This window comes from Anabaenopsis sp. NIES-4685 (genome assembly GCF_059725405.1).
On record NZ_AP043602.1, the window covers coordinates 2,300,453 to 2,317,022 of the forward strand.

Consider the following 16,570-nt stretch of genomic DNA (forward strand, 5'->3'; position numbering starts at 1 on the left):
CTAAATTATCCTCTTATTACCCCTGCCAGTCCTGATGGTGTTATTACCTGCACCAGCGTTAATGGTATCATCGCCATTACCTGTGTTAATGCGGTCATTGCCAGCACCGGTGGTAATAACTTGATTCCCATTACGGGTGGTGATAGTGTTATTACCTCCACTACTTGTAATCTGACTATTACCAATGCCTGTGGTGATGCTGTCATTACCGCTACCAGTGGCAATAACTTGATGTCCATTGGCTGTGGTGATGCGGTTATGACCATTACCAGTGGTGATAGTTTGATTTCCATTTCTAGTCGTGATCTGATTATTACCATCACCAGTGGTAATGCGATTATTACCGTTACCGGTTCTGATAGTGTTATTTCCCCTACCGGAGATAATCTCGGAATCTTGATCGCCTGTAGTAATAGTATTGCGACCATCACCAGCGGTAATCTTGCTGTTACCAGTTCCTACGATGATGGTATTATCACCATTACCAGCATTAACTGTCTGATTACCATTGGCGGTAGTGATGCGGTTATGACCACGACCAGTGGTGATAGTTTGATTTCCATTCCTGGTGCTGATGCTGTTATTACCATCACCGGTGGTAATGCGATTATTGCCGTTACCGGTTCTGATAGTGTTATTTCCACTGCCGGAGATAATCTCGGAATCTTGATCCCCTGTAGTAATACTATTCCGACCATCACCGGTTGTAATCTTGCTGTTACCAGTTCCTAGGGTGATGGTATTATCACCATTACCAGCCGCAATTATCTGATTACCATTGGCGGTAATGATGCGGTTATTACCGCGACCAGTGGTGATAGTTTGATTTCCATTCCTGGTGCTGATGCTGTTATTACCATCACCGGTGGTAATCTGGCTATCTCCATTCCCAGTGCTGATGCTATTGTTTCCACTGCCAGAGATAATCTCCATATCGCCGTTACCTGTGGTGATGGTGTTCCGACCGTCACCTAGGGTAATCTGATTATTGCCGTGTTTTGTGATAATTCTGTTGTTGCCATCTCCCGCCTTGATGGTATGGTTCCCATCTCCTGTGCTGATGGTGTTATCACCACCACGGGCGTCTAGTTCCAAAGCGCCGCTGAAGTTGTTAGTGAGGTTGATTCTATCGGCACCGGAACCAAGTATGATAGCCAGGGCTTCCATACCTATGTATTGCAGGTTATTTAACGCCAAGCCTACTATGTGAGTATTATTAACTGTTACCGAGTCTGTAAAGCCTAGGGTATAAGAGGAGAAGTCAAGGTTAAGGCGATCGCTCCCTTCATTCCCTATGATTGAGAAGGTGGATGCAAGACTGATACTAGGATTGACTAGTGTCACAGTATCGTTACCAGAACCCAAAACCAAGCCGATTATTTCCACATTCTCGTAATCAATCGTGTTAGGTGGAGCGTTTTGCAGATCAATAGTTAGATTCAAGTCATCAGTGCGTAGTGAGAAATCTTGACCAAATGTATCCGTACCCCCTCCAGCATTGACGAACACAGAAGCCGTCACACTTTCACCTGCTAAGATGTTGTCATTACCAGAACCCAGATGCAGATTAATATTTTGCAGACTGTTATAGGCAATTCCAGCCCCTAACCCAGTAATGATGCTTGGAGTAATATTTACAGTTCGCCCAACAGTATCCCCTTGATTATTGATATTTAAAGTGTTTGTCCCATCACCACCATTCACAGTGACAGCAGCAGTGAAATCATCGGGAGTATTATTGCTATTACCAAAATTAATCACATCATCACCACCATCGGTATTGATCGTGGTGACTTGAGCCGCTTGATTCAGATTAATTGTATCAGCGTCATTTCCAGTGGTAATAGCTAGACTATTGGCAGTGATACTACTCAAACTCACCTGATCTGCACCATCTCCAGTGGTAATAGCTAGACTATTGCCTGTAATACTACCAGTCACAGTCAGGGTATCGCCACCATCACCAGTCGTGCTGGTGTCATCTGTCGTCATGGTTATATTACTACTGCCTGTGATGCTAGCATTCAAAGTCAGGTTATCGACACCATCACCGGTGTTGATGTTCACACTACTAGTGGCATTGATAGTACCATTCAAATTCAGGGTATCGTCACCATCTCCGGTGGTAATAGCTAAACTATTAGCAGTGATACTACTCAAACTCAGGTTATTGACACCATCTCCAGTATTGATGTTTACGGTACTATTATTGCCTGTAATACTACCACTCACACTCAGAGTATCACCACCATCACCAGTGCTAATGGTGAGAGTATTAGCAGTGATACTACTCAAACTCACCTGATCTGCACCATCTCCAGTGGTAATAGCTAGACTATTGGCTGTAATACTACCAGTCACAGTCAGGGTATCGCCACCATCACCAGTCGTGCTGGTGTCATCTGTCGTCATGGTTATATTACTACTGCCTGTGATGCTAGCATTCAAAGTCAGGTTATCGACACCATCACCGGTGTTGATGTTCACACTACTAGTGGCATTGATACTACCATTCAAATTCAGGGTATCGTCACCATCTCCGGTGGTAATAGCTAAACTATTAGCAGTGATACTACTCAAACTCAGGTTATTGACACCATCTCCAGTATTGATGGTTACGGTACTATTATTGCCTGTAATACTACCACTCACACTCAGAGTATCACCACCATCACCAGTGCTAATCGTGAGACTATTAGCAGTGATACTACTCAAACTCACCTGATCTGCACCATCTCCAGTGGTAATAGCTAGACTATTGCCTGTAATACTACCAGTCACAGTCAGGGTATCACCACCATCACCAGTCGTGCTGGTGTCATCTGTCGTCATGGTTATATTACTAGTCCCAGTAATAGTACCATTTAAAGTCAGGTTATCGACACCATCACCGGTGTTGATGTTCACACTACTAGTGGCATTGATACTACCATTCAAATTCAGGGTATCGTCATCATCTCCGGTGGTAATAGCTAAACTATTAGCAGTGATACTAGTCAAACTCAGGTTATTGACACCATCACCGGTGGAAATGTTCACACTATTACTGGCATTGATAGTACCATTCAAATTCAGGGTATCGTCATCATCTCCAGTGGTAATAGTTAAACTACTGCCTGTAATACTGCCATTTAAACTGACAGTAACCCCAGTACCCACATCAGTAGTACCTAAATCTGCTTCTATAACAATATTGCCCGAAGCATTTAAAGTGGAATTATTCTCCAGGGTAACATCGTCACCAGCTTGCAAGGTAATATTGCCACCTGTAGTCCTGAGAGTGACACCCTGACGGATAATTATGTAATCATCATTTCCGGCAGATTCCGTGGCGACTATACTGATATCTCCACTGGAGATGATATCAGCTGTTTGCGTAACGGGACTACGAGCAGTGATGTTAACACTACCAGTGGTATTCACAGCACCCATAGTTAAAGATCCATCATTTTCCAGGTTGAGTGAGCCATTAAGGTTAATGCTATTTGCCCTCATTTCGCCCTGATTACGAATATAAGCATTACCAACAGTGTTACTTAGATTCAGTTGACTCACCGCAGTTTGCACTACATTCCCATTGCTACCAATATCACCAGTGGTATTCACAGATAAAGAGTCGGCCGTAATCATGCCAGTTGAACCGGTGCTGAGACTCTTTGCAGTCAAAGAGATTGTATCACCCTTAGCTGTGACATTAGTCAAGTTGGAATTGGCAGCACTGACATCAATCCTACCACCATTAGCAACCCCTGCATTTAAAGTTGCATTTTCACTACTAATTGTTACATCAATATCCTTCAACGCATTCAGGGTGATATTTTCAGAAGTCAGCGCAGCACCATTAGTGGTTCTCACACTACCACCCACCAAATTACCATTGGCATCATAGTAACCCATGGAACTGACTGTTAAATTACTTGTAGTGGGCGCTGCATCCAATACTAGGTCACCACCAACACTAATTTCCACATCATCTGCTGTGTTCAGCATTTCCATTAAGTTGATATTACCCAAGTCCCTTTGAGATTTGAGAATCAATTTATCTGCTGCTACATCAAAACCAGTGCGATTAGTTTCTAACTCACCCGCAGCTTCGGCTAACTTAATTCCCCCTGCTAACTCTGAGCGCATTTTAGCCTTGAGGTTTAAACCACTGGTGTCACTAACCGCAGTCATGTACAATTCTACACGTTTATAATGGGGGTTCTCGGCAACTTTAGTCCGGTCAGCCTCGTTAACATATATGGTTTTATTCTCAGGAATACCAGAACCTGTGTCCTCTAAGACCACATAAGCATATTTACCCGAGCCATCTTGACGACTGTAAACTGTAGTGCTATTGGGATTATCTTTGTAGTAAATACCTTCAGCCGAGTCTAAGACACCATTATTATTCGTGTCATTATAGTAGACATATCTACCTGTTTGACTTTCCCTTTCATGGTAAGAAACCGTATTTAAAATAGGTACTAGATTTAATCCAGCCTTGTCTTCATCCGTCAATAGTTGCAGTTGAGCATCATAAACCTTGATGTCACTGATCTCAGCTTCATCTAGAGCCTTATCTAAATAATACTCCTTGTCACTTATCGTATCTTTATACTTATAGTAACCTGCGTACTGTCCTGTAGTTTGCAGATTACCTCTAGCTACCAGGTTGAGAACTTTTTCAGTACCTGGTGTCTGAGTCGTCAAATTCGCCAAGGATTCGGGAGACAGAACGATGTTATCAGAACCCACCGCGAACACAATTTCACCTGTCGTGGTCTTTGGTAGTATTATTCCACCTTCGACAACACCAGACTTACCTCTACCCAGGGTAACTTGATTAGCATCTAGGGTGATCTCTGAGTCTATATCTAAGGTTTGGTTAGCATCCAGAATTAAGGTATCAGCGTTCAGAATCAGATCACTATTGAGGACATTAATTACCACATCACCTGTGACACTTCTTAAATCAATGGTTCCCGTGTTGGGAACAGTTAATTGAGCCGATGTCACCAAACTACCTTGATTGACAACCTCAATATTACCTGTGGTAGAAGTCATCACAGGCATATTCAATGCACGTTTAGTAACACCCTTGATTTTAATATTACCATCAGCGGTGGCGGTGAGTTCTCCTAAGTCAACTTCTAATAGTTGACTGTTGACTGTTGACCCTATATTACCAGTAGCGGTGAGGTTGGCTTTGAGAGCAATTAATTCTGGTTCGTCATCATCGGGATTGAGGGCAAGTATATCACCATTGGCTGTCAGGTTAATTTGGGTGTAGCTGACCAAATTACCATCAGCATCATAATCACCGTAATGACCTAGGTTAATTTCCCCAATGGTCATGTTACCACCAGAGGTCAGGTTAAAGGTGCGCGCTACAGCATTATTAACCAGTGTCACCAGTTGTGCTGTCAGGGTTCCCGATGTGGTCAGGTTAAAGTCACCATCCCCAATCTGAGCAGCAGTAACTATCAAGTCCCCAGAGGTATTATTAATACTGACATCACCAATTGCACCGGTTTGTATACTCAGCTTGTTGACTGCTGTCTTCAGATTCACCCCACCACCAAAGGTAAGGTTTAAGGTTCCTGTGGTGAGGGTGCTATTGTTGGTATTACTAATACTGTTACTGTTGAGGTTAATTTCACCACCGGCGGATAAATCACCATTCGCGGCTAAATTAAGGATTAATTCCCCTGCTGTCTTGATCCTTAATTTATCATCAGCTTTTACCTTGTTAACTGTAACTGCTTTATCACTGATAATGGTGATATCATTGCCATTTCCTAGGGCTTGGATATTTTGTAAGTTAATATCACCCAGGGCGTTAATGGTAATGTTGCCATCGGCTGTAGTGACAACGCTGTTAATACCGTTACTGTCTTTTTCATCTAAAATCAGGTCAATATTACCAAGGTTGGTGTTAATGATATTAACATTAGTGCCTTTGAGGTTGGCATTAATGCCAGATTGACCGTTGAGGTTGATGGTGTTGGCAGTGATTAAACCATGTTCCAGGTTGCCATTATCATTCACTAAGTAATTATTAATGGTTCCCTGGGTTGCATTAAGGGTGACCGCATCAGCGACTATCCAACTAGAGGGGAGGTCGATATTACCAGTATTAGCTGTGAGGGTGAGGTTACCACTGGTTTGGATATCTGTGTATTTGTTACCCGTGATGTGACGAGCAGCTAGGGCTGTAATGCTGTTAGCATTGAGTCTGGTCAGGATGTGCAAATCTTGACCAGCGTTGAATTGGATTTGGGTGGTGGTTACGCCATCATAGTGAATGTCCGCTGTGCTGGTGAGGGTAACAGCGCCGGTGTCTGCTAGTAATTGGCTATTATCCCTGATGTTGATGGTATCAGCGGTGATGCTGATGCTGTTGGCTTCCAGATGGGAGGGTGCGGCTAAGGTGTCACCATCATTATTATCTGGTAGTTTGCCTTCAATGTTGACAATTCCCAAACTGTTGATGTTCAGGGTGCTGTTGGGGTTAGTGGTGATTAATTTGCCGATGATGTTGATGTTGCCTGTGGCATCTATATTAATACCATTACCTGCGGTCATGGTGTCTCCGGCAAATTCCCCGTAGGCTTTTTGGTTGGGGTCTGTGGTGCGTTCTGTTACCCAGATGGTTTGGTCTTCGGTGATGTTTTCGGTGCGGTATCTGGTGTTGGTTTGGGTGGAGACGCTCTGGAGGAGGATTTCCCTGGTTTCGTACCGGGGGCGGTTGTCGTAAATGTCTTCGGGGTTGCTCACCCATTGATATTGTAGGGTGTGTCGTTGGTCACGGATATCGTGCCAAATCGAAGTCCAGTTATACTCATAGTCGTCGTAGTCCTCGTAAATATTACGATAACCAGTTAGCTCAGAGAAATTGTAAGGGTTGTCTGATGCGCCGGAAAAATTATAACTGTAACTTTCACCCACACCTATTTGCTGTAAATTATTATTTGGGTCTTTAAGTGTTAAGTATCCTTCATTATTTTTGTAGGCAATAGTGACTTGTGTCATTACAGACCCCGACGATCCATTAAATAATTTAGCCACCACTCCCAAGGTACGAGTACCAGTCATATTACTGCCCTCGATTCTTTCTTGACCGTTGGCGGTTCCTATAATATCTTCCTTTAATTGAAGTTCTGTGCCGTTCCTATTTGTATAAGAAATGGTCTCGTTATATTTGCTATCATAAACACTCAGGTCATAATCAGTGTCTGATGCTCCTCCCGCCCAATTCATCAGAGCACGAAAATCAAAAGTAAAGTTAGGATTCGGTGCCAATCCCACATGCTGATTATAACGAATGTTTTCCAGGTATTGATTGGTTAAAGAAGCACTTTCCAGGAAGTAGTCACCTACTGCATAGCTATTACGTTGAGTAACATCGTTACTTTGGATCAAACCTGAAGTATAATGCCAGTCAGGAGTCCGGGAATGATATATATTGTTACGCTCAATTACATTCACACTGTCATTATAGATCGTGTATTCCCGTTGACCGTTTCTGTCATAAGTAACTTGCCAACGTCCGGGAGAATTGTCAAAGTCACCTACTCCTGTATAGCGAGAACGGTCTTGGACGTAATTAACCACAGCATGATCACGGTTTCTACCCACTAATTCCTGCCACCTGGTCTCAGTCCCCTGAGACACCACCCGCAACACATCCTGAATATTAGAACCCTGGGGAACCCGAATATACTTATTCTGTCTGGGATCAGCCGTATTACTCCAACCCGCCACCGGTACATTAATAATCGTCTTATTCGTATTATTCGCCCAATCAGGACTCCAACCCATCTGAGTCGGATTACCATTAATCACCTGATTAATCTTGGCATTGGTGTAGCTCAAATCATACAGCTTATGATATCCCAAGTAACCCAAAACCGCCAACTGCTGGTCAGGGGACAAATTCTCAAACACATGATCCGCAGTCGGTCTACCCGCACTACCCCAAGATACATTATCTACAGAATAATCCACCTGATTAACAAAGTATTCCCGCTCCGTATTCGTCGTCGGATTCCAGTAACTATCTTGAGTTAAGGTCACATCCATAGTGTAGAACTTACTACCCACCCGCACCCTGTCAGTACCCACCTGCTCCGTCACCATAGTGGGAACCCAATTCACCACCTCCACCTCAACCGTACCATCAGCCACCACCTTAGTACCCGTTACCACCGGTACTGTAATCGCCCGTTGACTAATCACCGGAATCGATACAGCCTTTGTTCCCGCTCCCAAGCTAGAGTCAGCATCTACCCTCACTGTACCACCAGCCAGGACATTAATAGTCCCCACAGTCGCCTCTAAAGTTCCCGCACCATCAACTATGACATTACCGCCAATCAGTTGCTCCCTGGTAATAGAACCTCTGAGAGTATCTAATGACCAATCAGCACCAATACCCGCCCGGATATTTAGATTACCATGAGCCTTAGCCAAACCACTAATATTGATATCACCCACTGCATTCAAGCTGATATCTTCACCATTCCCACTGAAGATATAGCCCTGTAACCACAGACTATTACCCCTAACTTCCACATCAGCGACAGAATCCACCAACGCCCTAGTTAAAGGAGCCTTACTCCTAGCAATTACCACCTCATCAGTCCCATGAATTTGAATAGATGGGTCACTTAAACTCAAATTCCCACCACCATAGGTTTGAATCAGAGCATTATTCGGTAACTGTGAATCCTTCGGTTCATCTTCTCTATAATCCACTAAATACAGGTTCCTACCCTGTATAATCACCTGACTCTTAGCCCCAATGGCATTATCAATGAAGATATCCCCTGTATTCCCCTCACTCACAATCGTGATTTTATCCGGGTTCACCGTTGCATTATCCGGTGCGCCGCTCACTGGTGCTACCTGTCCACTCAGAACTATACCACCCTCAGCACTAATATTAATCGCACCGTGAGCCGCAGTTTCTAAAGTACCCCCACTCACACGACTTAAACTCTCAGGAGCAGCATCACTCAACACCGGTGCTGCATCCACAGCCAATTTCACCCCATCCGCATCAACATACTCACCAGCAACATTAATGTAGAAACCAGAACTATTAACTAACCTACCTTCACCATCCCGATAAATTAACGGTGTCAGCATCAAGCCATAACCATCAGTTCCCGTACCACCATCTACATTCAAGGTGTGAGCTGCTTTCAAATACCCATTGATGAATAATAACCCCGTACTATCAACATTGATATCAGCACCATCATCATAGGTTTGTATTAAACCATCAATGGTAATCTCATCAACAGTAATATTAATCTGACTATCCCTAGTATCCTCTAAACTGCCTATTTCTCCAAATCCACCAGTAGCATCACCCTTGATGTTACTCAGACTATTCATGGAGAACTGGGCACCACTAATATTAACACTTCCCGTCACCTGAGCCGAACCACCACGGGTGACCATATCTGCACTACCATCAGCACCCGCACCACCAAAGGTAATGTTATCAGCATTGATATTCAGGTCGGCTCCCTTACCAGTCCAAGTAACGTTATTATCCAGTAATTGCGCCCCCGCGAGTAGAGAACCCACCACATTCACTTGGGAAGCACTCACGTTAATATTACTGTCATCACCACTGCTGAGAATCCGCACCCCAGAACCAATATTCACAGCGCCCGTACCGTTGATATTGACATGAGCAACACCAGCTAAATCAAAACCTTGCTGTTGATAGTTGCCATCAACCGTAATAGTGCGACCTAAGTTAATCGTACCACCAGCTAGGGTCAAACCTTCTCCCGCCCCCGTCACCAAAGCCTGACCATTATAAGCCCTAATTTCATTAGCCGCTGTAATCTTCACAGAACCTTGGCTGATGATATCAGTCATTAAGGTGACATTATTTGTCGCATCAATCCATAGTTCTGGAGTATCTGGATTACCATCACCTTGGCTATGAGTCAGCACACTGTCAATGTTAATATCTGTGGCTGTCATCTTAACATTAGCATTAGTGATGATTCTGCCAGAATCTTGACCTAACCGGAAACCTCCTGATAAAGAACCAATTTCAAGAGTCTGCATTGGTACACTACTATCACCAATAGTGCTATCAATCAAGACATCATTCACACCAATAATACTAACAGCACGACCATTAATCTTACTCGTACCAAAGGTATGAATACTCATTTCCCCTGGTACTGGTGACTCCTCTACCCCCGCAGTTAACCTGACCTCATCCTGAGCAGTGAGACTACCATAGAGGTCTAGAACCTGATTCGCTGTAATCTTAATATCTTTGTCCACTCCCCCAGCGACAACATTACCTTTAACCACGCCATAGACAGCAATATTTAGGTTAATGTCACCATCCACAGTTTCCAGTAACCCGGTACTATCTAAATCAACAGTTGGACTTTGCTCACTGACAGCATCAACACCATCGGGGGATGTTCCACTGTAGAGGTTAATTCTTTCATAACCCAACACCTTACCCGCAATATACAACTTACCATTAGGTCCTGCGGGTGCGCCAATATTCACCACTGAACCCACTTGATCTGCTTTGATATTGTAGGGCAGACTAGAGGTTAACTCTGTAACCAGATTAGTAAATCCTAATAACTCAGGATTAATAGAACCGTCCTTGACCAGTTTAATCGCGTAGGAACTAGTTAACATCAACCGTCCCTCCCGCACTTTCACCTCTAGGTCATTATTATCAATCCCTGTATAAATACTCCCCACAGACTGAACATTACTATCATCTGTGCTAATCACAGTCCAGGTCGCGGCTTTAATGGCGTTATTTAAATCTTCTGTCAGGTTACCCACCTGAGTATTATCACTAGTTTCAGACTTGGGTAGAGTTACTAACGCCTCAATTACAAACCCTAGCTTATCAATCTGTAATTTCAGGGTAATATCTTGACTAGTCACCCCTGTAGCTAATTCATAGAAACCACTCGCCTCTATTTCATTGGTGTGTGCTGGGGCTAGTATATCAACTCTACCAGGAGCATTGAGGTTAATGGTACTATCTTCTCCCCACGTAGCAATCTGAGTAGAACCATAGATGACCATCCCCTTACCAGACTCATCACTACCACCCACTAAATCAATTAACTTACCAGCCTTTAAGGTTTGCCCAATTCTGATTTGGTTATCAGCATTCACCTTAATACTAGAGTCTGCATTCAAATTATAATGCACATATCGACCCATGTATTGACCTGTGGCATCCCGTACCACTTCTACCGTACCACCGGGTAATAATAACCCTTGAATATCCACATCCTCAGCAGCGTTAATTTCAATCACACTATCCAGAGCATGGGTTACCAACTCACTAGCTGCTTGGATATATGTACCAATACCAGATTCATTACTACCACCATTAATAGTGATATTATCATGGGCGAACAAGTAACCACCAGTTTCTATAGCTTCCCCACCCTGATTAACCGTTCTCCCACCAATAAAGGCTTGACCTTGGGAAGTAATATCAATTTTACCGGAGTTCCCAGACCAGTTAACAGTTTGAGATAACAGATTACCTTGAGTATCAAAGGTTTGGAGGAGCTTACCACCAGCTACTAAGGTTCCCATCATTTCCATGTTACCTCGGTTATTCATGGAAATTAACGCCCCACTACCATCAGAGGTTAAACCCTCAGCAGTGACACCACCCGCAGTGGTAATGATTAACCCCACACCGTTATCATCATCCCCAGCTATCCCACCATTGAGCATAGCGGATTTAGAAGCTAATAACCCTGTATCTAAGAAGATTTGCTCACCCGCGGTAATGGTAACAGTAGAGTCAGGACCAGTAAAGGTAACCCCATTTTCCCCAATTGTACCCCCAGCAACTACCGCCCCCAAGATATCTATATCCTTCGTACCTTCAATATTAATGGCACTACCAGCTAAATTACTATTCACCCTGGCTGTAGTGTGGATGTAGACACTGGAACCATCAATATTATCGCCTTTGGCGTTGATGTTAATAGTGTCGGAGACATTCAACCAACCTTCAATATACAACCAACCATCAGAAGCCAGATTCAACTGGGAATTATTGCCATTGACATTGATATTACCCCGGATAATCACATCATCCGTAAATTCTAAATTCAGGTCGGTGTCATCTGCACCAGTGGTCAGAGTTCCCGTTAAGAACAGGGAGAAAGGATCTGCTTCTCTGTCTTGAATATCTTTGAGATATAACTCATCTGGCAGAGCTACACTCAGGTAATCATCATATTTCGGTAAGCGGGAAGTATTAGCCACCAATGTCATAGTACTTTCGGTAGTCACCGCACCGGGGATAAACATTCCGTGACTAGTTTCCAGATATAGGGTATCTGCGGTGACTTCTCCCACTATCATGTCACCCGTACCCACTCTAATATCTGCATCACCGATGACATTCACCCGCTCAATGATTAAGTCATCAGATACTTCCCGGATGTAGGCGTTACCATCAGTAACTACTATCAAATCACCATCAGTTACAGAATTGGTGTCAATGTGGAAGAACTTATCACTACTACCAATATCCTTACCCGATTCTAGGGTGACGTTTCTACCAGTGACTACTCCATCTATGGTATCTACAATCCCTTCTGGTGTGCGTAAACCCACATCAAATTTAGTGTTAATCACACCAATTCGTAAATCTCGTTCTGGAGAGTTGAGGTAAATCGCCCCTTGGTCTGTCCCTGTGGATGTCGCATTAATCACCCCATTGTTCAGCAAGTCAATATCTAGGTAGTTGGCATATTCACCAATAAACCCGGCTTCCGACTCAATATTAATAGATGTAGCCTCAATATTCATTTCATCAGGATTAGCATCACTGATGTAACCACGTACCTGTAAATCTACGTTATTGGGTGTAGTGATGTTATTCAGGTAGACATTGGCTGCTGGTACTTCAATTTTCACATCACCGCCCACATTCACCTGATTAATAAATAGGGATTTATCCCCAATGTGGCGAATGTAAGTGTCTCCGGCTGATTCCGTACTCAGTCCTCTATTAATCTTGATGTCCCCAAACAAGTTGACCCGGAAGGGATTCTCAGGGGTATTTCCTTGAATATTACCTTGGGACACTAACAGCACATTACCAGTGGTGCTAATACCCGCGCTGGTGTCCGGGATGTAGTTATCAATGATATCTCCAGGAGATTGTAGCCGCACATCGCCCCCGGCGGTGATGCGGTTAATTTTCAATGTGCCAGAAGATTGCAGCGCCACCCCTCCCCCAGCGTCAATGGTGGGTGAAGCATCAGGGACATCTAAATCTAGGTCATCGGTTAATTGTAACCCTACATATTCAACAATGGTCTTATCTGCTACTAATTGCCCGTTCTCTAGATTGACAGCATTTGGTGCATCTGTGCCATAGTCGGGGGTGATTTTCCGCCATACCCTCGTATCTATGTAGATTTGCTGGCTTAAGTCAATTTCTCCACTGTCCCCCAAGTATTCATAAAGTCCGTATTCTGTGGGGTTGTATTCTGCTAAGACTCTTTGACCGGTGGTGATGTTTACCTTCTGCTCAAGGACTTTATTTGTGCCAGTAATAAAGTGTGGGGTGATTTTTTCCCATACATTGGTGTCATTGAAATCTGTCTCACTGAGATTCAGATCACTGAGACCACCACCAATATATCTATAAGTGGCATAGATGACCCCCGCCACATCACTCACCGCCGCATTGGAAAGGGTTTTCTTGTCTTGGGTAGACAAGGCTCTAAAGCCATTAGATAAATCTATGGCTACCATATCCCCGATCTGACCTATTTGTCCCCCAGCGCTGATGGTGATATTGCGAGCGGTGATGTTGTAGTCTTCTGAGCTTCTGATAGCTGAACCAGTATCTATGGATTCCGCACCGGGGTACAGGTAGTTATACAGGGTGAAGGATAGGGGATATTTGAGGGATTCCTCATCAACACCCAGTTCTAATAGTCGGGGATCTATGGTTGCATTTTCCATCTTGTCACTCAGTCTGGGATTTTCTTTCAACCCGTCAAAAATCCCCCCGGCGGAATCTAGATACACATTCTCTGGGGTAGTAATGGAGATCACATTCATATCCCCTACTACCTGACGAATGTAGATATTATCCTGGGCTTCGGCTTTGACACCACCCCTGTCAATACCTGCAAAGCTATAACCAATGCTATTACCACTATTGACGCGTAACCACTGAGATTCAGTTCCTAAACCCTCTTGAGTTTCCAGGGTAATAGTGCGCCCCGCAATCACCGCACTATTATTCTCCATGGTGATGCCCTGGGGTGCTTTGATGGTGACATCACCGTTATTAGATTTAATATTACCAGCAACTAAACTACTGCTCTGGTTATCTTGGGAAATGATGGTTAAGTTGACATGACCCGCTCCGGAAACGTTAACCGGTTGTAAACCACCTTCTACTATTAAATCTATATTCCCATTAAAAGATGTAAAGTTCAGTTGTGCCCCTGGCTGTACTTCTGCCGCATTCTTAGTATTGGCATAAATTACACTGGAGCCGCCATTACTAATATAACCCCCTGCCAACTGTACGCGAGTTCCGGGAGATTCAATGTCACCTTGGAGTTCTAGCCCTCCCACACTGGTCACAGATATGTTAGCGTTATTGGCACTTGGTCCTTGGATAAACTCCACATCAATGGGGTAGTCACCCTTGAGGGTGTGGGTGTAAAAGTCCTTTAGTCCCCTAATGGTCGTAATTTTAGTGTGTAAAGTTTTCTTCCTTAACCAACCGCCACCAGTTTGCCATTGGTCTACTTTAACAGAGACATTTTTATAGTTGCTATCAAACTTATTCTGGGACACACTGGTAAATTGACCGAAAACTCTATTTCCCGTGTATTGCCATTTATTAGGATCAGTAAAGTCTTGCACATCCAACTCTAAATCAGCCACCGGACCTACATAGCGGTAGACCTTACCATAATCAGGACTTGATAACGGTGGTCTGATATCTCTCACCAGTGAAACATTGGGAATCAGGTCTACACTATTATCTTCCGTCTGCATATAGGCAACGCTATAAACCGGAACAGTCCCCCCAGTAGACTGTACTGATTCCGATTCTAGCAAGGGTTTCTCATCCCGGAATTGTACATCCCTCCAGGTATAACTATCATCTGGTACTAAACCATCCCAATCAAAGCCTAAGAGGTTGAAACTCTTATCCTCATATTTTCTAACGTCTACCTCGGTTTTTTCCTGTCCCTCCGTCCAGACATATTGCCGCCCTAGTTGAGGCTGATATTTAATGTCATCAGAAATGCTGTTAGAGCTAGTGCCAACTAGAGTGTATTCAACAGTGCTGTTACTATTGAGAGCACCATTGTAATTAGATGTTTGAATGCCATTAGCATCTAACTTATACTCTACCTTCTTCAAGGTTTCCGTATCGATGATAGTAATCTTACCTTGGCGGTTAGTGGTGGTATCAATCCTGTTCAGAACCAACTTATAACCACTTTGGTTATTGATATCAACATTAGTGTAACCATTGGCAACCTTTAACTGACCGTTACCCGTGCTGAATATCTGCCCCGCAATGGTAATCTGTCCGCCCTTGGGTACAATGTCATCTAGAATAATTGCTTGCTGAAGAAAATCAAAGTAACCATCTACAGGAACTCCTTCCGTACCGAAACTGATACCCTGGAGGGTATTGCCGTTATCATCAACCAGATTACGATTTCTCCAACCAGGATCAAAATCTGCCGCGATATCCATTTCGATGGTGCTGATTCCACTTTGAATCATACCATTGACATTCAGGTAACGAGCCGTAATGGCAATAGCACCCTGAGCCAACACCCTCGACTGATTACGGTTAATAGCAGCTTGTAAATTCTGTCCATTGACATTGGTGGCATCATTATAAGTGCGGCTGTTAGGATAACCAGACTGGTTATATACAGTAGCTCGGACAGCATCATAGTTCAAATACTGGCGGGGGTCTTTATTACTGTGATACCAGTCATCCGTATTCAGGGTAAAATTCTTGGCAGCATTAATAGTGACTTCAGCGGCTCTGATTTCCCCGGAGACGTTGATACTACCCTCTCTGTTGTCAATTAATAAATTACCATTTTCGTTAATCACATCACCCAAGATGTACATATCTTGGTCATAAGCAGGAATCTCAAAACCACCGGTATCATAGACACTAGTGGGGAAGGAATCCTGGACAATGGTGATTTTCTTCTCTTCGGTATTATCAACGTTAGTCAGGGGTGCATTATTCAGGTAAACATTCCCTGGTTTGAGGACTGTGTACTGCCCATTAATGATTTTAATGCGTTTGTTATCACGGATAACCGCATCATTGACATTCATCGCAAAGGGCGACTGGTTAGTGATATTAATGGCAGCCCCAGCCTTGGCAATCAGTTGTTTATTATTAATTAAGGATGAGACACTATTAGCACTCAGGTTGCTGGACTCGATAAAGATGGAACCAGGAGCAGCATAGATACTCGGTATGTTGACAAATAACAAGTCTATTTCTTGCTGTATCAGTCCATTTTCA

General features: G+C 43.6%; 1 protein-coding gene (only partly in view). It reads right to left on the reverse strand.

The window, feature by feature from the left end; translation table 11 throughout:
* Positions 1-16,570: the final stretch of a hypothetical protein gene (locus AC6IZ0_RS10210; RefSeq protein ID WP_497725973.1), read on the reverse strand. The gene runs 33,992 nt beyond the window's last position; 16,570 of the gene's 50,562 nt are visible here — the last part of the coding sequence; its start codon lies off the right edge, out of view; it ends in the stop codon at positions 1-3.